Raw genomic sequence first — 21,800 nt, 5'->3', positions numbered from 1 at the left:
CGTGTCCACTTCGCGTCCACATCAGCCGTTCCGCTGCACAGCCGACCTGGTGGTGTTCACCATCCGCACGCCCGACCGTGCTCCAGGAACCCCTCCACCGGGCGATGACCCCGAACTGTGCGTACTGACTGTCACCCGCAAGAAGGAACCGTTCAAGGGATGGTTCGCCCTTCCTGGTGGTTTCGTGCGCCCTGGCGAGTCACTCGAAGACGCTGCGGAGAGGGAACTCGTCGAAGAGACGTCCGTTCCAGCGAAGAGCCTCCCGCTCGAGCAAGTCCATACCTATTCGAAACCAGGACGTGATCCAAGAGGACCAATCATCACCACGTCCTTCCTGGCGATCGCCCCCGACCTGGCAGATGCTCGCGGGGACTCCGACGCTGAGTTCGCCGGATGGCTTTCTGTTCGGCAGGTCATCAACGACTTCAATCTCGCCTTCGACCATCGGCAGATCGTCTCCGACGCACTCGCCAAGGCGCGGGACAAATTGCAGTACACCACCATCGCCACTGCTTTCTGCCGATCCGAGTTCACGATCAAAGAACTGCGGGAGGTGTACGAGACCGTGTGGGACGTGAAGCTGGACGCGCCGAATTTCCACCGCAAGGTCAGGGAAACGCCGAACTTTGTGGAGCGGACCGACAACGAAGAATCGACGAACGGACGGCCCGCCGCACTGTACCGCTCAGGCAAGGCAGAAGTTCTATCACGCCCGATCCTGATGCCCAGCTCGCTTCGCACCTGATTGCCGTCAGATTCACCAAAAGGTATCGTCATCCACGTGACGACATCGGAGCCGAGCGCCGAGCCAACAGTGTTCACCGCAGACGTCGTGCTCTTCGCCGTGATCGAGGGCCATCTGAGCGTGCTGACCGTGCGACGCGGCAAAGAGCCTTACCTCGGTGTACTTGCCCTGCCAGGAGGTCACGTCGCCCCAGGAGAGCAGTCACATGACGCGGCGGCGCGCGAACTGCGCGAGGAGACTGGAATCAACGTCGAGCCGGCGTCCTTGACACTACTCGGCATCTACGATGACCCAGGCAGGGATCCCCGCGGACGTGTCGTCAGCTCATCATATATGGGGAACTTGCCTGAACCGCTGATCCCGAACGCCGGAAGCGACGCTGCTGACGCCAGTTGGGTATCCGTGCAGACAGTCCTTTCGGACGCGACCACGATAGCTTTTGACCACAAAACCATCATCCGCGACGCTCTTCTGAAAGAAGATAAAAATCGAGGTTGAAGACCTCAACCCGAGGCGTAGTACGAGTTTGCCCAGCAGGAGCACGAGATCTATTCGACAAGCACATGACACAGGACGAACAGAAGCATTTAGACCGGAGATCCCTCCCGGCTATCCACCGCACGAATTCATGACGCGGCGGTCGGACCAATTTTCGATTTCGGCGAACGTCACCTTCGAATAGGCACAACGACTGGAGCAAGCCCGGAATCACGAGCCATTGCGTTCACAGATCCCGCGACGGCAGTTGCCAAGTTTCGCACTAGACGCAGTGGCAGGTGGGTACCGACTTGACACGCAGTGACTTTCTCTAACGTAACCGACGGGGTCTCGTCGCTTCCGGCTCCACCATCCACCGAGAGACTCCTAAACCTAGGCAAGCTAGGAAAATGGCAGGACACACGATCGGAAACGCCTGCAGAAAATGCGCACGTGAAAGATGCAAAGTAGCCGATTCGGCTATTTCTCACGCCAAAGTCTCGTGCAACGAGCCGACAAACACCTGTTCGCAACTTGACGCGGCGGCACAGCTGGCCACGTCCCTGCTTGCGTACGCATCACACGACGATCGACTCCTCGTCTCGTCCCATTCTTGCATCTCCCCCCGGGCATCTCGGATTAATGTTTCCATCGTCAGTATTGCCGGTGAGTGTCACCTTGGCTGAACGCGGCACCCAGAGCAACGGTGCCGACACGGTCGCTGCCCCAAAGAAAATCCTGCTCAGAGCCCTAACGCGCCGGAGTGGCGAGCAACACTCAATGGTTGACACTCTCGATTGACCGCACAGAACGACGAGCGATGGGCGAGGCCGTCCAGCCTCGACCTGTTCAGCCAATCCAGCAATAACTCCCGTACCGGATTTTTTCGCGTACCAACACACATTGCGGTCGCAACAAAGGTTGCACGCAGCGCCTGAAACAGGCTACCCAACATTTTCCCGGGAAATATGTTCTCTGGTCACGGGAACAGAGGGGCTCTATGCCGCGCAGCCGGAACACACGGCCGGGGCCGTCCGGCACGACGCCGGACGGCCCCGGGACGCGAACTCACACGTTGTCGACGTGCGTGACACCCGCGTTGCGGTAGTCCTGCACCGCGCTGCGCACCTGGGCCGGGCTCAGCACCTGGTCCTTGGCGAAGTACACGTAGTCGACGTCCTGCTGGTAGGCCCGCTCCGCCGAGCTGCCCTGCAACCCACCGGCGATGAACCACAGGTTGAAGTTGATCGACATCGGCGTCTCGGGGTAGTACTTGTCGCCGTGGTCGGCGACGAGCGCGCCGTCGATGTAGTACTTCACCCGGCCGTTCGCGACCTGGAAGACGAGGTCGTGCCAGCCGTTGTAGCTCCGGCGCTGGGCGTCGTGGATGTTGTCGGCGACCCACGGCTCGTTCTGGTAGGTCTCCCAGGTGGTCTCGTACATGACGTTGGCCGGCTCGCCCCAGCCGCCGTTGGGCAGGTACTCGAAGTCGATCTCGCCGTAGTCCGGGTCCATCGGCCGGTCGAGCGGGGTGATGGTGAAGAACGTCTGCACGACGTGGTCGCCGTCCGGGCCGTAGACCGGGGTGTCGCTGAACCTCACCCTGGCCGCGTAGGTGCCCTCGAAGAACTTGCGCTGGTGGTACAGCTCGGTCTGGCGGGCGGCGGAGCCGTTGTTCCACGAGTCGAGGCGCAGGACCTTCTGGCCGTCGACGGTCGGGAACGTCACGCGGGACGCGTCCCACTCGGCGCCGGGCACGCCGGGGCCGCCTCCGCCGGAGCGGACGGTCCAGCCGCGCTGGCTGATCCGGGAGTCGGTCGAGCCGGTGTAGGCGAAGTCGTCGAACAGCTTGGGACCGTTGGGGTTGCCCGGCGTGGTCGTGGTGGTCGTCGTGGTCGGCGCGGTGCCGCCGGGGGCGGTGCCCCACAGCAGGGTGCCGCCGCGGTGGACGGTCACCCTGTTCCACGCCGAGTACGCGGTGTCGGCCTTGAACGAGTAGTCGTCGGACTGGGTGATCGGGCCCCAGTTGGTGCGGTAGAAGCGCAGCTGGAGGTCGCCGGAGTCGGCGCCGGGGGCCAGTGCGCCCGCGCCGGAGGTGAAGCCGACCTCCAGGTAGCGGTCGGCGGGGCCGCCGGTCAGGGTGCCGAACTGGCCCGTGACGTTGCCGCAGCCGCGCACGGCCCACGAGCAGGCGAAGCGGTACCCCACGTCCGGGGTGTCGCCGGTGAAGTAGTAGCGGACCTTGAGCTCCGACAGGGGGATGCTCGTCGTGCCGTTGTTGACCAGCTTGAGCCACGGTTCGGCCTGGTCGACGGACGCACCGGACGCGCTGGTCCGGTATTGGGCGGTGATCGCGTCGGCGGCGAAGGCGGCGGGGGCCACCGCCAGCGCGATCACGGACATCGCCGCGCAGGACGCGGCTAGGAGCGCTCGCAAGGTTCTCTCCTCGGGTGGGCAGGGACGGACAGTTCGGCGAGCCGTTCCGAGTGGCGGTGCATCCGGGTGGTGAAGCCCGTCCACTCGGGACGCGCCGACCAGAGGGTGTCGGCCAGCGCGACGAGTCGGGGGAACGCCAGGTACTCCAGGTGTTCCCTGGTGCGGACGTGCTCGGTCCACAGCTGGCACTGGGCACCGAGCACGCCGTCGGGCAGCGGCACGTCGTAGACGTCGCGGGTGGTGACGACGAACCCCGGCTGGCCGGGCGGTTCACCGGGGTCGCCGGAGCGGGGGTAGTCGAGGTAGGTGGAGGTGTGCGGGGCCATGACCACCGGCTGGCCGCGCCGCAGCGCCGCGGCGGCCTGGGCCTCGTCCTTCCACGGCATGACGACCGAACGCGGGTCGCCGGTCGGTTCCCACGCGACCGGCGTCCTGCCGCGGTCGAGCAGAAACTCGCCCGCCTCGCGGAGGAACCGGCCGTGCACGTCGGGCGGCAGCAGGCACTCGTCGCCGCCGAGGTGGACGTGCTCGCCAGGGAAGATCTCCAGCACCTCGGCCAGCACCTCGCGGACGAACGGGAGCGCGTGCAGGCCGAACGCGGCATCGCTGATGCCCCACCGGGTCCAGACCGGCAGCGGCTCCGGCGTGACGCCGAGGTCCGGGTAGGCGGCGAGCGCGGCGCGGGCGTGGCCGGGCATCTCGACCTCCGGCATGACTCGGACACCGCGGTCGGCCGCGTAGCTGACGAGGTTTTCCAGCTCGGGCCGCGTGTAGGTGCCGCCGTGCGGGGTGCCGTCGCCGTTGGTCTCGGCGCGCCAGCCGCCGACCTCGGTCAGCAGCGGGTGGCCCGGCACCGGCAGGCGCCAGCCCTGGTCGTCGGTCAGGTGCAGGTGCAGGACGTTGAGCTTGTGCAGGGCCATCAGGTCGATGAACCGCCGCACCACGGGCACCGGCTGGAAGTGCCGGGCGACGTCGAGCATGAACCCGCGCCACGGCAGCCGCGGCACGTCGCGGATGTCGGCGCCGGGCAACGTCCAGTCCACACCGGACACCCGGCTGGAGCGGAAGACCTCCGCGGGCAGCAACTGCCGGATCGTCTGCACGCCGTGCGCGAGGCCCGCCGCCGTACCCGCGCGCAGCATGACGCCGTGCTCGTTGACGGTCAGCGCATAGCCTTCCGCCCCGAGCCCGACGAGCTTGGCGTCCAGGGCCATGAGGACTTGGCCATGGTCGTTGATCGGCAACGGCAGCCCGGTGGCCGGCCGCAGCAGGCCGCGCAGCAGCCGCGCCGCCTTCTCCGCGCCGGGTGTGACCCGCACGGCCGTGTCCGCGTCGAGGGTGAAACCCCTGCTGCGCCGCACGAACCTGCTCGGCAGCGGCACGATCATCCCTTCACCGCCCCTCCGACGATGCCGGTCGTGACCCGGCCCTGCAACACGACGAAGATCAGCAGCACCGGCACCATGAACAGCGTGGAGGCGGCCATCGTTGCGCCCCAGTCGGTGCCGAAGGTGTTCTGGAACGACGACAGCCAGACCGGCAACGTGCGGTCGTCCTGGTTCTTGATGATCAGCACGTTGGCGAAGGCGAACTCGTTCCAGGCCGTGATGAACCCGAACAGCGACGTCGCCAGCAGGCCGGGCGCGAGCAGCGGGAACACGACCTTGCGGAACGCCTCCCCGCGCGAGCAGCCGTCGACCTGCGCCGCCTCCTCCAGGTCGACCGGGATGGCGGCGAGGAACCCGCGCAGCGTCACGATCGTGAACGGCAGCGTCATCATGAAGTAGACGAGCGTGAGCATCCAGAGCGTGTCGAGCATGCCGGTGTCCCTGGCGATCACGTAGATCGGGATGAGCAGCGCCTCCCACGGCGTCATCTGCGCGACGAACACCATGAGCACGAACGCCTTGCGCCCCTTCCACCGCAGCCGTGCGACCGCGAACGCCGCCAGCAGGGCGACGAGCAACGCGAGCAGCACGGCGCCGCCCGCGACGAGGAGGCTGTTGCGCCAGAACGAGAAGAAGCCCTTGGCCGCGACCGCTGTGCCGAAGTGCTCGAAGGTGATCGAGGTGGGGAAGAACGTGGGCGTCGCGCTCTGGATGTCCCTGGTGGGCTTGAAGGCCGTGAGGACCATCCAGTAGACGGGGAACACCGAGACCACGAACACGACGAGCGCCGCCGTGGTGCGGGAGATCCGGCCGATCATGCTTCCTGCTCCTGCCGGTAGAGCTGGCGGAAGTACGCCAGCAGCGCGAGCACGAGCAGCAGCACCATGAGCATCGACACGGCCGCGCCCAGGTCGTAGCGCTGCAACGACTGCGCGACCTGGAACGCGTAGACCGGCAACGTCGTCGTCGCCTGGCCCGGTCCGCCCTGGCTGATCACCCAGATCTGCACGAACGCCTTGACGACCCAGATCACCTCCAGGCACGTGATCAGTCCGAACATGGCCCGCAGCATGGGGAACGTGATGGTGGAGAACACCCGCCACGCCCCGGCGCCGTCGATCCGCGCCGCTTCGTACAGCTCCTGCGGCACGGTGGTCATCGCCGCGTACAGCGACAGCGCCGCGAACGGGACCGACTGCCAGACGATCAGCGTCACGAGGATGCCGAACGTCGCCTCGCCGTCGGCGAACCACGTGTAGTCGCGGTACTGCTCGAAGCCCAGCTCGACCAGCGCCCAGTTCACGACGCCGAGCCGGGACTGGAAGAGCCACTGGAACACCGTGGTGGCGGCGATGACCGGCGTGGCCCAGGTGAGCACCAGCCCGCCCATCACCAGGAACCGCAACCACCTCCCGAGCCGGACGAGCAGCAGCGCGACGAGCGTGGACAGCACCATGATCAGCACGACGTTGATCGCGGTGAACCACAGCGTCCTGCGCACGACGCCCCAGAACTCCGGGTCGTTCAGCACCCGCACGTAGTTCGCGAACCCGACGAACTTCGCGTCACCGCGCACGAGCTGCGGCAGGCCGAACTCCTGCAGCGAGATGACCACGTTGCGCACCAACGGGTACACCAGCAGATACGCGGTGGTGAGCAGCGTCGGCGCGATCAGCAGGTACGGCAGGACCGGCCGCCGTCGGCGTTTCGGGGCGGCCGGCGCGGTCTCCCGCACCGGCCGTTCGGCCACGAGCGTCATGTGCCGGAGTTCAGCGCTTGGGTGATGACCTCGTCCGCCCTCGCGGCCGCGGTCTTCGGGTCCGTGCCGGTGAGGACGGCGGTCTGGAACTCCTTGATCGGGTTGCGCGCCTCGACCGCGCCCCAGTTCGGCGAGTTCGGGGTGGCGTGCCCGTTGACCGCGCCGGCCGCCATCGCCGCCGTGCCGGGGTCGTCACCGACCGAGGACGCGAGCGTCTTGCGGTTGGGCACGTAGTTCATCGCCTTCGCGAGCTCGACCTGCCACTTCTGTCCGGCGAGCGCCTTGACGACCGCGTAGGCGCCCTCCTGCCGGCTCGACGCGAGCGGGATGATCAGGTCGGAGCCGCCGGTGAACACGGCACCGGGCGAGTCCGCGGTCTTGCCGGGGATCGGGAAGAAGCCGAGCTTGCCCTCCAGCGCCGGGTTCGCCTTGGTGACGACCTTCGCCGCACCGGGCACGGCGATGAACTGCGCGACCGTGCCGCCCGCGACGACGTCGGTCTGCTGCGGCTTGGCCTCGTCGGAGTCCTTCGGGCCGTCGCCGAGGGCCTGGAGCCGCTTGTAGAAGTCCATGCCCGCCAACGCCTCGGGGGTGTCGAGCGTGCCCTTCCAGCTGCCGCCGTCCTGCCGGGCGAGGTCGCCGCCCTCGTCCCAGACGAAGCCGGACAGCGTGTACCAGTTCTGTCCCGGCAGGTAGATGCCCTGCTGGTCGCCCTGGTCGAGCTTGGCGGTGGTGGCGAGCCACTCGTCGCGGGTCTTCGGCGGCGTGACCCCGGCGGCCTCGAACAGGTCCTTGCGGTAGATCACCACGCGGTTCGCCGCGTAGAACGGGATGCCGAACTGCCTGCCGTCCACGGCGCCCGGATCGGCGAGGCCGGGGATCCAGTCGTCCCCCTGCAGCTCGGCCTTCTTGTCCGTCAGGTCGGTGACGCCCTTGCTGGCGACGTACTGGGCGACCTGGGTGTTGCCGACCTCGATCACGTCGGGCGGGTCGGTGCTGGCCAGCGCGCTCGTCACCTTCTGCGTGATCCCGTTCCACTCCTGGATCTGGATCTTCAGGTCGAGGTTCGCGTGCTCGCTTTCGAACTCGCTCTCGAACCGCGTCACGAAGTCCTCGGTGGCCGTGTCCTTCATCAGCCACACGGTGATCTCCTGCTTCTCATCACCCCCTCCCGCGGAGGTGCCGCAGGCGGACAGCGCGAGCGCCAGGACCAGTAAGGCAGCGGAGCGCGACACGACTCACCTCTCGCCGAGATGTGACCAATTGGTCAGGTCGATGGGGCGAAGTAGAAAGTGGCATAGACCACTTGTCAGGTCAATACCCAGCTCGGACGCATGAGAGCGCTTCCGTGATCGAACGGACTGGTTACTTACCAGTGGTATGACATACTGGCCGCCGACGGAGCGGAGAGGCATGGGCGAGGCGATCCTGAAGCGCGAGCAGGTCCGCGACTACCTGCTCGAACTCATCGAGACCCATCCGGCGGGAGCCCCGATCCCGGCCGAACGCGTGCTGTGCCAGCGACTCTCGGTCTCCCGCCCCACCGTGCGCTCGGCCGTGGACGAGCTGGTGAACACCGGCCTGCTCGTCCGCCAGCACGGCCGCGGCACGTTCGTCGCCAGGGCCAAGATCACCCAGGAGATGGTCGCGGACACCGGGGCGATGGCGCTCCCTCGCGCCTCGGGCACCTGGGAGAGCCGCGTGCTCGAACACGCCCGCATCCCCGCCGGCGCGCGCGTCGGCAGGCGGCTGCACCTCTCCCCCGCCGCGGAGATCCACTACATCGCCCGCCTGCGCCTGGTCGACGGCGAGCCGATGGCCGTCGAGTACCTGCACGTGCCCGCGTCGATCGCGCCAGGGCTCACGGTGCACGACATGGAGTCCGGCGACTTCTACGACCGGCTGCGCGAGCACGGCGTCCACGTCCACGAGGCCGTGCAGTCGATCGAGCCGACGGTGACGAACGAGTCCGAGGCGTCGATCCTCGGTGTGCCGGTCTTCGCGCCCGCGTTGCTGTTCGAACGGCTGACCACCGACGCGGAGGGGCGGCAGGTCGAGTACGTGCACTCGATCTACCGGGGCGACCGGTACCGCATCGTGTCCCGGCTGACGCTCGGCGACGCCGCCGCGCGCGGCACGGTGGACGTGCAGGCGCGGTTCGGCGGCGACCCGTTCTGAGGGCTCCTACAGGATCCGGACCGCCTGGCTGTCGACGAAGTTCTGGGCGCGTGCCAGGGTGTGCGAGGAGTAGGTGCCGCTCGCCCGTGCGTCGAGCAGGGCGTTCTGCTGCGCGTCCGCCATCATCCGTTGCAGCTCCATGAACTGGTGCCGGCGGTCATGCGCTTCCTGCTCCATCAGCAGCATCTTGTCGACGTTCGCGCTGAGCGCCGCGGTGCGCGTGCGGATCTCGTCCAGCACCCCGGGGTCGAACGGCTCGCCGTTCTCCCGGCGCAGCTCCGGGTTCTGCACCACCTCCTGGGAGGCGGCGAACAGCTCCACGGCGAGCCGCGCGTACTCGCGGCGTTCGTGCTCCTCGTCGTTGCCGCGGATGCCGAGCCGGCGGATCACCAGCGGCAGGGTGCCGCCCTGCACGACCAGGGTGAGGATCGCGACCGTGAAGGCGACCAGGATCAGCTCCGGGCGGTGCGGCAGGTCCGTCGGCAGCGTCTGGGCGGCGGCCAGCGTCACCACGCCGCGCATGCCGGACCAGGCCAGCACCGCGCCGCCGCGCCAGCTCAAGCCCTCGCTCGCGTAGAACGCCACATCGGCCTGCTTGCGCTGGATCGCGCGGATGCCGCGGTCGTAGCGCCGGTCGTTGCCGCCGGGGCCGCGTGCGGTGAAGCGTTCGAGGAACGTGGCGATCTTGTCGCCGACGGCGTCGGCTCTGCGCTGCTGGCGGCGCAGAGCCGCGATCAGCGGGATCATGAACGTCACCCGCAGGACGACCAGCGCCACCGTCGCCAGCACGCCCATCGTGATCGCCCTGCCCAGGCCGTCGTCCTCCACGTCGGCGACCACCGACGTGAGCTCGAAGCCCATCAGCAGGAACACGCCGTTCTCCAGCAGCAGCTGGATGGTGCGCCAGTTGGTGCGCTCGGAGACGCGGTCGTGGGCGCTGAACTTGCGCGCGCTCAGGTGGCCGGTGACCAGGCCCGCCAGCACGACGGCGAGCACACCCGACGCGTGCAGCTCCTCTGCCGGGATGAACGCCAGGAACGGTACGACGAAGGAGATCGCGGTCGTCAGCACCGGCTGTCCCTGGATGCGGGACCGCACCCAGACCGTCACCAGCCCCACGACGAACCCGATCGCCACGCCCACCGCCACGGCGTACGCGAAGTCGCCGAGGGCGCCGCCGAACGTCACGCTGGCCGAGATCGCGACGATGGCGGTGCGCAGCAGCACCAACGCCGTCGCGTCGTTGACCAGCCCTTCGCCCTCCAGGATCGTGACGAGCCGCGGTGGCAGGCCGAGCCGCTTGCCGATCGAGGTGGCGGCCACCGCGTCCGGCGGGCTGATCACCGCGCCGAGCGCCAGCGCCGCGGCGAAGCCGATGTCCGGCAGCAGCCACCAGATCAGCAGACCCGTGCCGAACGCCGAGACGGCCACCAGCAGCACCGACAACGACCCGATGGTCGTGAAGTCGCGCCGGAAGTCGACCACCGGCACGTTCACCGCCGCCGAGTACAGGATCGGTGGCAGCACGACCGTGAGGATCCACTCCGGAGCGACGGCGACGTGCGGCGCGCCCGGCAGCTGGCTGCACGCCATGCCGACGAGCACGAGCAGCACGGGCGCCGCCACGCCCAGCTTCGGGGCGAAGTAGGACACCGCCACGATGATCAGCACGCCCGCCACGGCGAGCAACGCGAGTTCTTGCATGACGTGCAGTTTGTCGGACCGGGAGCGATCTTGCCCAGTCAGCCCGCTCGGTGGTCCGCCGACTGGATGTGCTCGGCGATCTCTGCTCCACCTTCCCTGTCCGCCACTGGTTTCGTGCCTGCCACCACCGCGGGCGTGCCGACGATCGAGCTAGTGGGCAGTGGCCACCTCGATGCCGATCTCCTCCCTGAACACGCGGAGCTTGCGCGTACGGGTCGGCTCGACCGTGAACCCGGCCGCGGCGATCCGCTCGCCCGCGTTCTCCCGCGTGGTGTCGGCGAGGACGAACACGCCGCCGGGCTTGAGGACGCGGCGCACCTCGGCGAGCATCTCGTCCTTCGACGCGACGTCGAGGTGGTGCAGCATCAGGCTGGAGAACACCTTGTCGAACGACCCGTCCGGAAAGCGCAGCTCCTGCGCGTAGCCGCGGTCCAGCCGTGCCCTGATCCCGGCCCTGCGCAGCTTCCGCTCCGCCCGCGCGAGCATCTTCAGGTCGGGGTCGACGCCGAACAGGTCGGCACCGGTCTTCCCGGTCGTGCGCAACAGGTTTCCGGTGCCGCACCCGACGTCCAGCACGCGGTCTCCGCGCCGCGGTGCCGCCAGCTCCACCATGTCCCGGTGCACCCGGCCGAGCGCCGTCACCCGGTGCAAGACCTCGTAGAACGGCAGCAGGTAGTGCTTGCCCATGCCTGGTATGTAGTCCCGCTCCTGGGACGAAGTTCCGGTCATGCACCGATTCTGTTCCGGTTGATACCGCCATTTCTGCGTCGATCCACGGTTCGAATGGGACGATTTGACGGTGCGCACCCGACGGACTCCCCTCACCGGCGACGAGCCCGCGACCTACACGTGGCGACCGCCGCCCGGTGAGCTGGCGGTCGCGGTGATGTCGCTCAGCCACGAAGCCGAGATCACCGGCGGCCACGAGGACCACTCGCACGACTTCCCCGGCATCGCCTACTTCGCCGCCGACGGCGGGATCGTCCGCATCGGCAAGGAGCCCAGGCGCGTCGAGGCCGGCGACCTCTTCGTCCTGGCCCCCGGCGACGTCGTGGGCCGGTCCGAGCACGACGACCTCGCGGACGCACAGGGCTGGGGCGTGTTCTTCACCGCCGACGCGCTCGGCCCGGACACCCCCGGCGCGCACCTGGCGTGGCGCACGCACCCGTTGCTCTTCCCGTTCGTGCGGGGCAAGGCCGTGGGAGCGTTGCGGCTCAAGGTGCCGCCGGGACAGCGGGACGAGTGGACCAGGCGCATCCACGCACTGGAGGACGAGCTGCGGCACCGCCGCGAGGGCTACCGCGAAGCCGTGTCGGCACATCTCGTGCTGGTGCTGGTCGGGGTCTCCCGGCTGGCCGCGGACGTCGTCGGCGACCTGCGTGAGAACGCGGAGCCGTTGCTCGCCGAGGTGTTCGACGTGATCGAGCGCCGCTACCCGGAACCGCTGTCGCTGCGTGAGGTCGCGGCCGCGGTCAGCCTCTCCCCCGGCCACCTGACCTCGACGGTGCGCAGGCGGACCGGCCGCACCGTGCAGGAGTGGATCACCGAACGCCGGATGGTGCAGGCGCGGCGGCTGCTGGCCGTGACGGAGCTGACCGTGAGCGACATCGGGCGGCAGGTGGGCTTCCCGGACGCCGGGTACTTCGCCAGGACGTTCGGCAAGCTGCACGGCATGAGCCCCACGGCCTGGCGGCGGCTCAACGCCTGAGGCTCACTGGAGATAGCCCTCGACCTGACCGGTGGGCCGGGACCGCACGTCGTCGGCGTCCTCGCCCTGGTCCCGCGCGGACCGGCGCCGCCGCAGCAGGTCCCAGCACTGGTCGAGCGCCTCCTCCAGGGACCGCAGACGGGCGTGCTCCTCCTCCGCCGTGATCTCGCCGGACGCCAGCTGCCGACGCAGCCGGTGCTCCTCGTCGACCAGCTCGGTGATGTGGCCCAGCACGTTCTCGTCGCTCATCCCGCCGACTCTACGACCGACCGCTGCCGGGCGCCGACGAACAACCCGCACACCGCCCGCGAGCTGCATCGATTCATGTCGGACGGCCGTCGCGATTGGTTGAACCACTTGACTACACTCGGGAACGGGCCGCCGACCCGCACCGCGAACGCGTTCCCCTCACCGCGTTCGCCGCCTCCCCCTGCCAGGAGGTGTGCCATGAAGGCACGCACCCGGCTCGCCCTCGCGAGCCTCACCTCGTCCGCCGCTCTGGCCGTCGCCTTCCTCGTCCCCACGACGACGGCCAGCGCCCACGGCACGCTGTCCGACCCGCCGAGCCGGGTCTACACGTGCAAGCAGGAAGGTCCGGAGACCCCGAAGTCCGCCGCCTGCAAGGCGGCCGTCGCCGCCGGGGGCACGCAGGCGTTCTACGACTGGAACGAGGTCTCCCTGCTCGAAGCGGGCGGCCGCCACCGCCAGCTCATCCCGGACGGCAAGCTGTGCAGCGCGGGCCGCGACAAGTACCGCGGTCTCGACCTGCAACGCGCGGACTGGCCTGCCAAGCGGATCTCGGCCGGGTCGCTCTCGGTGACCTACCACGCCTCCGCACCCCACTCGAACAGCAACTTCGAGTTCTACATCACGAGAGAGGGCTGGAACCCGACGCAGCCGCTGCGCTGGTCGGACCTCGTGCACCTGGCCACGTTCAACAACCAGAACCCGACGACGTACACGAGCTGGACACTCACCATCCCGCAACGCTCCGGCCGTCACCTGATCTACTCGATCTGGCAGCGCGTCGTGGGCAGCGCGGAAGCGTTCTACACGTGCTCGGACGTCGACTTCGGCGGCGGCAGCACCCCGCCCCCGACCACCACCACGACCACCCCGCCCCCGACGACCACCACCACCACGACACCCCCGCCCGCCGGTGGGACCTGGACGGCAGGCACGACCTACCAAGCCGGCAACCGGGTCACCTACGGCGGCGCGAGCTACGAGTGCGTGCAGGCGCACACCGCGCTCGCCGGGTGGGAACCGCCCACCACGCCCGCCCTGTGGCGACGCCTCTGATGCGGTTCCTCGTACTGCTGTTCGCCTTCATGGTGTCCGGTTGCTCCGCGCAACCGGACACCGTGCTGCGCGGCGACCCGCTGGACGTGATGTTCCTGCAGATGATGCTGCCCCACCACCAGCAGGGCGTGGAGCTGGCCTCGCTCGCCACCGACCGCGCGGAGGACGGCCGGGTGCGCATGCTGGCCGCCGCCATCGCCTCGACCCAGCGGACCGAGGCCGAGACGATGCGGAACTGGCTCACGGCGTGGGGCCAGCCGCTGACCGCCCCGCCGGACGCGCACACGGGTCACGGCGGCGTGCGCAGGTCCGACCCGGAGGAGGTGGGCAGGCTGGCGGCGCTGACCGGCCGGGAGTTCGACCGGCGGCTGCTCAACGTCCTCATCGCCCACCAGGACGACGCCGTCCAGCTGGCGCGCTGGGAAGCGGCCGGAGGCGCCCACCAAGAGGTCAAAGACCTGGCGGGCCGGATCGAGCAGTCGCGGACAGCCCAGATCACTCTCATGAGGACGTTCCTCGACGGCGTGTGACGGGTACCCGGCGGGTCCACGCCCTCGAGGAGGTCTGGACATGATCAGCCGCTCGCTGCTGCGGCAGCTGCCCGTCCGCGTCGTGACAGGCGCGTTCGTGCTGCACTCCGGTCTCGGCAAGCGCAACGCCGACCAGGAGGCGGCCGAGCAGATGCACGGGTGGGCGTCGAGCACGTACCCGGTGCTCGGCAAGCTGGACGCCCGCCGCTTCGCGACCCTGCTGTCCGCGGGCGAGATCGCGACCGGCGCGCTGCTGCTGGCCCCGTTCGTGCCCGCCGCGGTGGCCGGCGCCGCCCTGACCGGCTTCGCCGGAGCGTTGCTCGGCCTCTACGCCAAGACGCCGGGGATGCGCCAGGAAGGCAGCATCTGGCCGACCGAGCAGGGCACCGGCCTGGCGAAGGACGTGTGGATGCTCGGCATCGGCCTGTCCCTCCTCGCCGACGGCGTGACGCGAGACCGCTGACCCCCGATCGAGAGGACACGCATGCAACCGATCCCGTTCCTGCCCTGGGTGTGGCGCGACACGTCGTGGACCGAGCAGCGCTCGGACGACCTGTCCGGCCGTCCGGACACCGGCCTGATCGGCTACGAGGTCGTCGCCACCGACGGTGACATCGGGAAGATCGACGAGGACAACGCCAAGCTCCCCCACGACTGCCTGATGGTGGACACCGGAGGGTGGATCTTCGGCCGCAAGGTCGTGCTGCCGGTCGGCGTCGTGCACCGGGTGGACCACGAGGAGCGCAAGGTCTTCGTGGACCGCACCAAGGAACAGATCGAGAAGGCTCCGGAGTACAGCGAGGACAACGAGGACTACCGCGACCGCACGGCCTCGTACTACGAGGAGAGCTACCGGCTGATGCCGCCGATGCTCTAAGCCTGCCTCCACAAGCACTCTCCGTAACCCCCCGGCCCCGCCCGCGACTCTCTTTCGCGTTTCCCCTGTCGCACGCGGGGCCCCTTCGTTCGCGTGGATCGCACGCGGGGCCCCCGCGTACTAAAGCCACGTCACGCAGAGGAGGCGGGGACCGCTGAGTGGTGACACACGGGCGGGGTGTGGCGGGAGAAGGGACAGAACCTTGGGGACAGGTCGTCGAGTGCTCCGCGCTCCAGCGGGAGGGCCGGACGATCTAGGCTGCGCGGCATGGTCTCGGTCCTGCAGAACGTCGCCATCGACTGCGCGAACGCCTACGAGCTGGCCCGCTTCTGGAGCGAGGTGACGGGCCGTCCGCTGCACCCCGACGACAAGCCGGGCGACCACGAGACCGAGGTGCTGCTGGAGGACGGGCCGGTGCTGTTCTTCAACCAGGTGCCGGAGCCGAAGCGGGGCAAGAACCGGCTGCACGTGTGCCTGCGGCCGGACTCCACGCGTGACGAGGAGGTCGAACGGCTGCGGGGCATCGGCGCCACGCTCGTCTCCGACCACCGCAACCCCGACGGCACCGGCTGGGTCGTGCTCGCCGACCCCGAGGGCAACGAGTTCTGCGTGCTGCGCAGCGCGGCTGAACGCGCGGCGGCCGGCTAGCGGCGTTCCCCGAGTCTCCCGGCCACCGGTTGTGCCGGGATCTCCGGCACCGACGACCGCACGCCCAGCACCGTCGTCAGCTCCAGGACCTCCAGCGGCCTCAGCACCGGGGCCGTGTTCGCGACGACCACGAGCGCGCTGCCGCGGCGCAGGCAGAGGTCCTGGTGGTCGAGCAGCAGGCCGATGCCCTGGGCGCCGAGGAACCGCACGCCGGACAGGTCGACGACGACGGGGGCGGGCGGGACGACCGCGCGGACGGCGTCGCCCAGGCGTTCGGCCAGTTCGGGGGCTGTGGAATGGTCGAGCTCACCGGCGACGTGCACGAGCACGGTGGTGCCCTTGCTCTCGCTGGTGGTGCGGAACGGGACTTCACCGTAAGCCTGCACGCGGCAACCTCCTGGAGGACGGCACGCGGGCTGCCTGCTCAACCCAGCCCGACCGTAGCGCAGTCCCCGTGTCTACGCCGTCAGAGGCTCGCCGGTGAACCGGAGGGCGGTGGATTCGCTCATATGGCGCACCGGGTTTTCCGCGTAGCATCGGGGGTCGTGACCGGTTTCTTCCACGAGACCGCTTTCTACGGCTCGGACGACGACTTCCTGGCGCTGGTGGTGCCGTTCCTCGAGGACGGGCTGCGCGCGGGTGAGGCCGTGGTGGCGGCGTGCGCGGAACGGAACACGGGTCTGCTGCGCGGCGCGTTGGGCCGTGACATCACGTACCTGCCGGGTGCGGACCAGTACTCGCGGCCGTCCGAGTCGATCGCCACGTATCGCGCGCTGTTCGCCGAGGGCACCGAGGGTGGCGCACGCGGCATGCGGGTCGTCGGGGACGTTCCGCACCCCGGCATGGGGGCGTCGTGGGACTGGTGGGCGCGGTACGAGGCCGCGGTGAACCGGGCGTACGCGGAGTTCCCGGTGTGGGGCCTGTGCCCGTACGACACGAGGACGACGCCCGCCGAGGTGCTCGACGACGTGGTGCGGACGCACCCGAACATCGCGGCGGCGCCGGGGCGGCACGAGGCGAACCCCGGGTTCCGGGAGGGTCCCGCGCGGGCACGGCAGGTGGCGGACCCGCTGGAGCAGGGCCCACCGCTGGTCGACCTGGTCGACGTGACGGCACGTGCGGCGCGGGACGCGGTGAGCGCGGCCGTGGCCGGGACGGCGTTGTCGGAGGACGGCGTGCTCGACGTCGTCTACGCGGCGAGCGAGATGGTCTCGAACGGGCTGACGCACGGCGTGGCGCCGGTGCGGTTCCGGGTGTGGGCGGACTCGTCACGGGTGGTCGTGGCGGTGACGGACCAGGGGCCCGGTCCCGCGGACCCGGTGGTGGGGCTGATGCCGACCACCGACACCCGCACGGCGGGCCTGGGGCTGTGGATCCTGCACCGGACCTGCGACTACGTGTCCATGGGCCGCGACGCCGACGGGTTCACCGTGCGGGCGAGCGTGGCCGGCCAGACGTAGGGCAGGTCGTCCGGCACGTCCGGGAAGAACCGCCGGTAGTGCTCGGGGAACTTGCGCACCAGCGCCGACTGGTGGCTGCGGTGCACGGCCTCGTCGCCGAGCCACGGCGGCAGGTCGCCCGCGGCGGCCAGCTCCTCTTGGGTGCGCACGGTCGTGAGCTCCCTGGCCCGCGCGAGGTCGGCCCTCATCGTGGCCTCGCAGGTGTCGACGAACCCCAGCTCCCGCCAGGCGGCGCAGATCTCCACGCCGTAGCGCACGAGGGCTTCCTCGTGGCCCGCCCACATCTTCACCGCCGGGTGGTGGCGCCAGCCGTGGCCCGGCACCACCAGCGCGCGGTGGACCTGCAGCGTCTCGACCCGCTGCTTGCCGAGACGGCGCTGGTCGAGCACGCGCGCCGTCTCGGCGAAGCCGGGGTAGGGCAGGAAGGTCTGCATCAGCTCACAGCACGTACCTGGCGGCCTGCGCGGCCATCGCCTGGTCGACGTGCACCTCGTACCTCTTCGCCTGCAACGTCATGACGCTGGAGAAGTCGCGGCGGCCCCGCGTGCCCCAGTGCGCGACGAATCCGAAGACCGCTCCCCAGAACGCACCGATCACGAGGCTGATCAGCACGAACCAGATCCAGCCCGTCCCGGTGGTGAACAGGCCGAACAGCAGTCCGATGAACACGCCGAACCACGCGCCGCTGGCGGCTCCGGCGAGAGCCGCGCGGCCCCTGGTCATCCGGCCGGTGACCTGCTCGACGGTGCGCACGCCCTCGCCGACGATGCGGACGCTCTCCACCGGGAAGCCCTCGTCGGACATCCTGTCGACGAGGTGCTGGGCGTCGGCGTAGTCCTCGAAGCTCGCCAGCAGAGCCGACGGGCGGGACTGGGCGGACTCGGTCCTGGTGACTTCCTGATCGATCTCCACACCGATGACTACCCACGGCGACGACGCGCAAACAGCGAGCCGCGAACGGGTCAGGCGCCCCGGCCGGTCTTCTCCTGCAGCCGGTCGATCAGCTGGGACGCCTCGACCTTGGTCAGCCCGCCCGGCACCTCCTCGCCCGCTTCCTGGGCGAGGGTGTGCAGGTAGGACTCCTGCGGACCGGTCATCGGCTCGTCACCGGTCGTCCAGTCCTGCGGGTCCTTCTCCGGCGTGCGGTTCACGATCGTCCCCTTTCGCTCGAACACCCGTTCGAGATACCCGGGGCGAACGCGGCTCAATCACCTCTGGTTGACGATGACGTCACCAGGCGTCGACGGAGCGGGCACCGCGACGGCGCGACGGCCGCGCGAGAGCAGGCGGTGGGCGACGGTCAGCAGCATCCGCGCCTCGCGCCACTCACCGAACGCCGCGTGCTCCTCCGCGGCCTCCACACACGCCCTGACCTGCGCGGGCAGGACGGTGTCCGCGCAGCCGGCCAGCGCGTCGCACAGCACCTCGTGGGCGTTCTCCACGTTGGCCAGCGCGAGGCACACCGCGTTGTCCAGGTTCTCCAGGGCCATCACGCCCACCCGCCGCGACGACCTGTCCTCAAGTCCGGTACCCATGATCATCTTCCGCCTTACAGCCAGGAGTCACGCGCCGACTGCTTGACGCACTTCCGGCCCGTGTACCCGGTTGAAGGACCCTCAAACCAGCACTTCGAAAAGACGCCGCTACCGTGTTCGCATGCGTGTGACCTGGTACGAGACCACCGCGCGGCAGTGGATCTCCGAGCTGTCCGACCGGATCGGCGTGGCCGGGTGGGCGGCCCTGGCCGTCACCCCCGCGCTCGCCGCCGAGGTCGACCAGCACGGCGCGGCGGTGCGGGACATCCTGCTGCTCGGCGTCGAGGGCGGCGGCACGGTGGCCGCCGTCGTGCTGCTCGCCTCCTACGCCCGCGGGCTCGTCGACCACCACTCCCCCGACTGGTCGCCCACGTCCTGGCTGGGCCTGCGGCTGATGGCGGTCTGCCGGCTGGCGCACGCGCACGACGTGCGGCCGCTGTCCACGCCGGCACTGCCCGAGGTCAACTGAAAAGGCGGGACGTGCCGCGGCACGCCCCGCCTCCGTCAGAACCCGCGTCTCACCGGTCCTCGGGCCTGCGCGCGCCGAGCACCGGGTCCTCCACCGGCACCTCGCCGCGGGTAGTGGCCACCGGCTGCCGCACCGGCTCCATCACCTCTGTCTCCGCGGCGGTCACCCGCGTCGCGTCCTCACGACCGCGCTGGTACGCCTCCGCCTGGGCCTTGGCCTGCGGCAGCTCCTGCTCGGCCCGGCCGAGCCAGCCCTCCCAGCGCTGCTGCATCGGCCGGATCAGGCCACCGCCGACGCCGACGACGATGACGCCACCGACGGTCGCGAGCACCGCGATCAGCACCGGAGTGGTCACGGTCGTGGCGACGCCGATCTGGTTCAGCGCGGCGATGATGCCCAGCGCCCAGATGAACACCGAGGCGGTGGTGGCGAGCACCCGCCCGTACGACAGGCCGCCGAGGGCACTGCCGATGAAGTCCTTCACCGCGCTGGCGATCGCGCCGGCCACCACGACGATGACGATGGCGACCACGGCCCTGGGCAGCCACGCGACGATCCCGGTCAGCAGCTCCGAGACCGGGTTGGGTCCCCACACGCCGAAGGCGATCTGCAGGGTGATGAGCAGCAGGGCGTAGTAGACGAGCTTCGCGATCAGGTCGGACGCGTCGTACTTGCTGCGCGCCAGCATCTGCCGCACACCGCCGCGCTCGACGAGCCGGTCGAACCCGACCCGTTCGAGCACCTTGTCGACCAGCTTGGCCACCGCTTTGGCGATGAACCAGCCGATCAGGAGGATCAGCAGGAACGCCGCCAGTTTGGGAACGAACGTCGCGACCGCCCGCCAGGCGTCGGTCAGTCCTTGTCCGAAGTCCACGTCGAGCTCCCTTCCCCGCGGGCGCCCGACACGGGTCGCCCGTGCCGGGATACCCGGCACGGGACGACTTCACACGAAGTTCACTTGGGCAGGGGGTCCACGAAGGACTCAGGAGGCGGGGGCCAGGGAGACGGACTCGGAGAAGGGGCGCAGCTCCCGGTCGCACGCCACGAGGTGCTCCCACGTGCGGCCGCGCTGGCTCGGCGGCGCCGATCCGTCCCCGGTGCGGACCGGGTAGACGAGACCGAAGGGAACCGGCTGGTCGAACTCGTCACCAGTGCGGACGTCGATCCAATGACGCACGTGTGCCATCACAACCACTCCCTCGCGTGTGAGCGGTGAACCAGTGGGGTTGGGGTCCCTCGAATACCCCGTGACCAGCGCGAACATTCGTCAAACCGTTGCGACATCAGGGTGAACCGATTCGTCCACAATGGACTAACGCGCGGTGACCACCACCGTGGTCGACCCGGCGTGCGGGACGGTGAGGATCAGCAACCTCCGGTTGGGGTAGGAGATCGTCGTGGCGGTGCGCAGCCGGGGGGATCGAGGTCCTGGCCCCAGCGGAACCGCACGAGCACCCCGCCGCGGGTCAGCGAGAGACCGCGCGTCGAGCGCCACGGTGCCGGAATCCCTTATCACCAAGGGGATCTGCTCCGTCGCGGGCGCGTTCGCGCGGACCGTCCTGGTGATCCGGTCGCCGACGGTCACGTCCGTCACGACCGAGCCGGAGGCCGCGCGGAAGCGGAACCGGTGGGGCTCGCCCCCGTGGAACTCCGCCCGCTGGGGCCCGTCCGAGTCGACGACCTGGCCGGGGAACACGGTGCCCCAGCACGCGTGGTCGTTGTTGTTGGACGACTGCACGAGTGTGCCCGCGACCGGATGCCACAGAAACGTCAAACCGGTGCGCGCCAACGACGTTGCTCGTCGAACACCGAAGTAGCCGCCGAGGTGGAACTTCGGCCGCCGCACGAACAGGAAGTCCTGTCCCTGGTCGCTGCGCAGCTCGGTGAAGTGCGCCCGCCGGTACGGCAGCCGCGCGATGGCCGCCGTCCGCTCGGCCCTGCTCGGGTGGCGCTCGCCGTAGATCGAGTGGCTCAGGACGCGCGGCGAGGTGTCCGGCTTGACCAACGCCGGCACGGGCGCCGGGTCGGCGGCCTACGCGGACCGCGCCGCCGCCAGGTCCTCGCGGCTGGAGACGAACGCGGCGAGGCCGGGGACGACGGGGACGAACTGGTTGCCGAGCGCGGTCCGCTCAGGGTCGGGACGCACGTCGGCGTAGAACCGCGACGAGGTGCGGGAGTTCGGGGCGATGTTGGCGAACCACCCGGAGCCGTCGGGCTCGCGCAGCAGACTGTAGCCGAGCCAGTCGGTGTACCTCCTGGTCATCGTGACGAGGTTCGGGTCGCCGGACTGTCGCCACACGTCGGCCATCTCGGGCAGCATGACCTCGAAGTTGTAGTTGGTGTCGGCGCCGGTCTCCTCGTAGCGCACACGGGGATCAAGGGTGAGCTGAACCGTCACGGCACCGCCACCGGGCGCACCGCTACTGCCACGGGCGCGGGCACCGTCACTGGCGCGGACACCGGGGCCGGAGGTACGGGGCCGGAGGTACGGGGCCGGAGGGCATGGGGGCCGGAGGGCATGGGGGCCGGAGGGCATGGGGGCCGGAGGGCATGGGGGCCGGAGGGCATGGGGGCCGGAGGGCAT

The 21,800-nt window shown here is 69.6% G+C and carries 28 protein-coding genes; 11 read left to right on the top strand and 17 right to left on the bottom strand.

Annotation, left to right across the window (positions count from 1 at the left end):
• The first annotated feature begins 49 nt into the window (after positions 1 to 49).
• On the top strand, positions 50 to 745 hold the full coding sequence (locus tag BLT23_RS41960) for an NUDIX hydrolase (RefSeq protein ID WP_245744575.1): 696 nt from the start codon (positions 50 to 52) through the stop codon (positions 743 to 745).
• A 36-nt stretch (positions 746 to 781) separates the two neighbouring features.
• Positions 782 to 1,243 carry an NUDIX domain-containing protein gene (locus BLT23_RS38250; RefSeq protein WP_176947142.1) on the top strand — a complete coding sequence of 154 codons (462 nt, stop codon included), beginning with the start codon at positions 782 to 784 and terminating at the stop codon, positions 1,241 to 1,243.
• A gap of 1,047 nt (positions 1,244 to 2,290) precedes the next feature.
• On the opposite strand, the gene BLT23_RS38245 is transcribed toward BLT23_RS38250, so the two are convergent.
• Genes BLT23_RS38245 through BLT23_RS38225 form a run of 5 tightly spaced genes read right to left on the bottom strand, consistent with a single transcriptional unit; the run spans position 2,291 to position 8,040 of the window.
• The gene (locus BLT23_RS38245; RefSeq protein WP_218134010.1) at positions 2,291 to 3,658 is read right to left on the bottom strand and encodes a cellulose binding domain-containing protein; all 1,368 of its coding nucleotides are present in this window, start codon (positions 3,656 to 3,658) and stop codon (positions 2,291 to 2,293) included.
• On the bottom strand, positions 3,643 to 5,046 hold the full coding sequence (locus BLT23_RS38240; protein ID WP_090059979.1) for a beta-N-acetylhexosaminidase: 1,404 nt from the start codon (positions 5,044 to 5,046) through the stop codon (positions 3,643 to 3,645). The genes BLT23_RS38245 and BLT23_RS38240 overlap by 16 nt, the downstream gene beginning before the upstream one ends.
• Positions 5,043 to 5,864, bottom strand: coding sequence for a carbohydrate ABC transporter permease (locus BLT23_RS38235; RefSeq protein ID WP_090059977.1), 822 nt, complete (start codon positions 5,862 to 5,864; stop codon positions 5,043 to 5,045). Before BLT23_RS38235 ends, BLT23_RS38240 begins: the two co-directional genes overlap by 4 nt.
• Positions 5,861 to 6,805 carry a carbohydrate ABC transporter permease gene (locus BLT23_RS38230; RefSeq protein ID WP_090059975.1) on the bottom strand — a complete coding sequence of 315 codons (945 nt, stop codon included), beginning with the start codon at positions 6,803 to 6,805 and terminating at the stop codon, positions 5,861 to 5,863. Before BLT23_RS38230 ends, BLT23_RS38235 begins: the two co-directional genes overlap by 4 nt.
• Positions 6,802 to 8,040 (bottom strand): extracellular solute-binding protein, encoded by a 1,239-nt coding sequence (locus BLT23_RS38225; protein ID WP_218134009.1) that lies wholly within the window; start codon positions 8,038 to 8,040, stop codon positions 6,802 to 6,804. Before BLT23_RS38225 ends, BLT23_RS38230 begins: the two co-directional genes overlap by 4 nt.
• A gap of 178 nt (positions 8,041 to 8,218) precedes the next feature.
• Between BLT23_RS38225 and BLT23_RS38220 the strand changes: the two genes are divergently transcribed.
• Positions 8,219 to 8,983: a GntR family transcriptional regulator gene (locus BLT23_RS38220; protein WP_176947141.1), complete on the top strand. Its 765-nt coding sequence runs from the start codon at positions 8,219 to 8,221 to the stop codon at positions 8,981 to 8,983.
• Positions 8,984 to 8,989: 6 nt separating this feature from the next.
• Here the strand turns inward: BLT23_RS38220 and BLT23_RS38215 are convergent, their stop codons facing one another.
• Complete coding sequence (locus BLT23_RS38215; RefSeq protein ID WP_090059974.1) at positions 8,990 to 10,687, bottom strand: cation:proton antiporter; 1,698 nt, start codon at positions 10,685 to 10,687, stop codon at positions 8,990 to 8,992.
• Positions 10,688 to 10,837: 150 nt separating this feature from the next.
• The gene (locus tag BLT23_RS38210; RefSeq protein WP_090059972.1) at positions 10,838 to 11,416 is read right to left on the bottom strand and encodes a class I SAM-dependent methyltransferase; all 579 of its coding nucleotides are present in this window, start codon (positions 11,414 to 11,416) and stop codon (positions 10,838 to 10,840) included.
• 70 nt (positions 11,417 to 11,486) lie between these two features.
• Here BLT23_RS38210 and BLT23_RS38205 point away from each other — a divergent pair, with 70 nt between their 5' ends.
• Positions 11,487 to 12,395, top strand: coding sequence for a helix-turn-helix transcriptional regulator (locus tag BLT23_RS38205; RefSeq protein ID WP_218134008.1), 909 nt, complete (start codon positions 11,487 to 11,489; stop codon positions 12,393 to 12,395).
• Between the two features lie 3 nt (positions 12,396 to 12,398).
• On the opposite strand, the gene BLT23_RS38200 is transcribed toward BLT23_RS38205, so the two are convergent.
• Positions 12,399 to 12,644, bottom strand: a complete 246-nt coding sequence (locus BLT23_RS38200) for a DUF2630 family protein (protein ID WP_090059970.1) — start codon at positions 12,642 to 12,644, stop codon at positions 12,399 to 12,401.
• 198 nt (positions 12,645 to 12,842) lie between these two features.
• On the opposite strand from BLT23_RS38200, the gene BLT23_RS38195 reads away from it, so the two are divergent.
• The 5 genes from BLT23_RS38195 to BLT23_RS38175 all read left to right on the top strand — a co-directional run bounded on the left by BLT23_RS38195 (position 12,843) and on the right by BLT23_RS38175 (position 15,752).
• Positions 12,843 to 13,697 carry a lytic polysaccharide monooxygenase auxiliary activity family 9 protein gene (locus tag BLT23_RS38195; RefSeq protein WP_090059968.1) on the top strand — a complete coding sequence of 285 codons (855 nt, stop codon included), beginning with the start codon at positions 12,843 to 12,845 and terminating at the stop codon, positions 13,695 to 13,697.
• On the top strand, positions 13,697 to 14,227 hold the full coding sequence (locus BLT23_RS38190) for a DUF305 domain-containing protein (protein WP_090059965.1): 531 nt from the start codon (positions 13,697 to 13,699) through the stop codon (positions 14,225 to 14,227). The genes BLT23_RS38195 and BLT23_RS38190 overlap by 1 nt, the downstream gene beginning before the upstream one ends.
• Positions 14,228 to 14,267: 40 nt before the next feature.
• Positions 14,268 to 14,690: a hypothetical protein gene (locus BLT23_RS38185; RefSeq protein WP_090059963.1), complete on the top strand. Its 423-nt coding sequence runs from the start codon at positions 14,268 to 14,270 to the stop codon at positions 14,688 to 14,690.
• 21 nt (positions 14,691 to 14,711) lie between these two features.
• Positions 14,712 to 15,104 (top strand): PRC-barrel domain-containing protein, encoded by a 393-nt coding sequence (locus BLT23_RS38180; protein WP_090059961.1) that lies wholly within the window; start codon positions 14,712 to 14,714, stop codon positions 15,102 to 15,104.
• A gap of 267 nt (positions 15,105 to 15,371) precedes the next feature.
• Positions 15,372 to 15,752, top strand: coding sequence for a VOC family protein (locus tag BLT23_RS38175; protein ID WP_090059959.1), 381 nt, complete (start codon positions 15,372 to 15,374; stop codon positions 15,750 to 15,752).
• Here the strand turns inward: BLT23_RS38175 and BLT23_RS38170 are convergent.
• Complete coding sequence (locus BLT23_RS38170; protein ID WP_176947140.1) at positions 15,749 to 16,138, bottom strand: STAS domain-containing protein; 390 nt, start codon at positions 16,136 to 16,138, stop codon at positions 15,749 to 15,751. The genes BLT23_RS38175 and BLT23_RS38170 overlap by 4 nt on opposite strands.
• Before the next feature lie 159 nt (positions 16,139 to 16,297).
• Here BLT23_RS38170 and BLT23_RS38165 point away from each other — a divergent pair, with 159 nt between their 5' ends.
• Positions 16,298 to 17,212 (top strand): sensor histidine kinase, encoded by a 915-nt coding sequence (locus tag BLT23_RS38165; RefSeq protein WP_218134007.1) that lies wholly within the window; start codon positions 16,298 to 16,300, stop codon positions 17,210 to 17,212.
• Here the strand turns inward: BLT23_RS38165 and BLT23_RS38160 are convergent.
• From BLT23_RS38160 to BLT23_RS38145, 4 genes are read right to left on the bottom strand one after another with little or no spacing between them, the layout of a single operon-like run.
• Positions 17,146 to 17,646: an MSMEG_6728 family protein gene (locus tag BLT23_RS38160; RefSeq protein WP_090059953.1), complete on the bottom strand. Its 501-nt coding sequence runs from the start codon at positions 17,644 to 17,646 to the stop codon at positions 17,146 to 17,148. The genes BLT23_RS38165 and BLT23_RS38160 overlap by 67 nt on opposite strands.
• A 4-nt stretch (positions 17,647 to 17,650) precedes the next feature.
• Positions 17,651 to 18,124 carry a YflT domain-containing protein gene (locus tag BLT23_RS38155; protein ID WP_245744574.1) on the bottom strand — a complete coding sequence of 158 codons (474 nt, stop codon included), beginning with the start codon at positions 18,122 to 18,124 and terminating at the stop codon, positions 17,651 to 17,653.
• 50 nt (positions 18,125 to 18,174) lie between these two features.
• Positions 18,175 to 18,387 carry a DUF3072 domain-containing protein gene (locus tag BLT23_RS38150; RefSeq protein ID WP_176947139.1) on the bottom strand — a complete coding sequence of 71 codons (213 nt, stop codon included), beginning with the start codon at positions 18,385 to 18,387 and terminating at the stop codon, positions 18,175 to 18,177.
• A gap of 33 nt (positions 18,388 to 18,420) precedes the next feature.
• On the bottom strand, positions 18,421 to 18,747 hold the full coding sequence (locus BLT23_RS38145) for a hypothetical protein (protein ID WP_143036193.1): 327 nt from the start codon (positions 18,745 to 18,747) through the stop codon (positions 18,421 to 18,423).
• Positions 18,748 to 18,868: 121 nt separating this feature from the next.
• On the opposite strand from BLT23_RS38145, the gene BLT23_RS38140 reads away from it, so the two are divergent.
• The gene (locus BLT23_RS38140; RefSeq protein WP_090059949.1) at positions 18,869 to 19,216 is read left to right on the top strand and encodes a DUF6401 family natural product biosynthesis protein; all 348 of its coding nucleotides are present in this window, start codon (positions 18,869 to 18,871) and stop codon (positions 19,214 to 19,216) included.
• A gap of 49 nt (positions 19,217 to 19,265) precedes the next feature.
• Here BLT23_RS38140 and BLT23_RS38135 read toward each other — a convergent pair whose 3' ends face one another.
• From BLT23_RS38135 to BLT23_RS38120, 4 genes are all read right to left on the bottom strand, one after another.
• Complete coding sequence (locus BLT23_RS38135; protein WP_090059947.1) at positions 19,266 to 20,090, bottom strand: mechanosensitive ion channel family protein; 825 nt, start codon at positions 20,088 to 20,090, stop codon at positions 19,266 to 19,268.
• A gap of 108 nt (positions 20,091 to 20,198) precedes the next feature.
• Positions 20,199 to 20,402 (bottom strand): hypothetical protein, encoded by a 204-nt coding sequence (locus BLT23_RS38130; RefSeq protein ID WP_090060061.1) that lies wholly within the window; start codon positions 20,400 to 20,402, stop codon positions 20,199 to 20,201.
• A 126-nt stretch (positions 20,403 to 20,528) separates the two neighbouring features.
• Positions 20,529 to 21,230, bottom strand: coding sequence for a hypothetical protein (locus BLT23_RS38125; protein WP_090059945.1), 702 nt, complete (start codon positions 21,228 to 21,230; stop codon positions 20,529 to 20,531).
• Positions 21,231 to 21,248: 18 nt separating this feature from the next.
• A complete protein-coding gene (locus tag BLT23_RS38120) occupies positions 21,249 to 21,614 on the bottom strand; it encodes a hypothetical protein (RefSeq protein WP_143036192.1) in 366 nt (121 codons plus the stop codon).
• Positions 21,615 to 21,800: the final 186 nt, after the last annotated feature.

This window comes from Lentzea fradiae, from assembly GCF_900100955.1.
Lineage (GTDB): Bacteria > Actinomycetota > Actinomycetes > Mycobacteriales > Pseudonocardiaceae > Lentzea > Lentzea fradiae.
The sequence above is the reverse complement of the archived record's forward strand: the minus strand, read 5'-3'. Positions and strand labels throughout refer to the sequence as shown.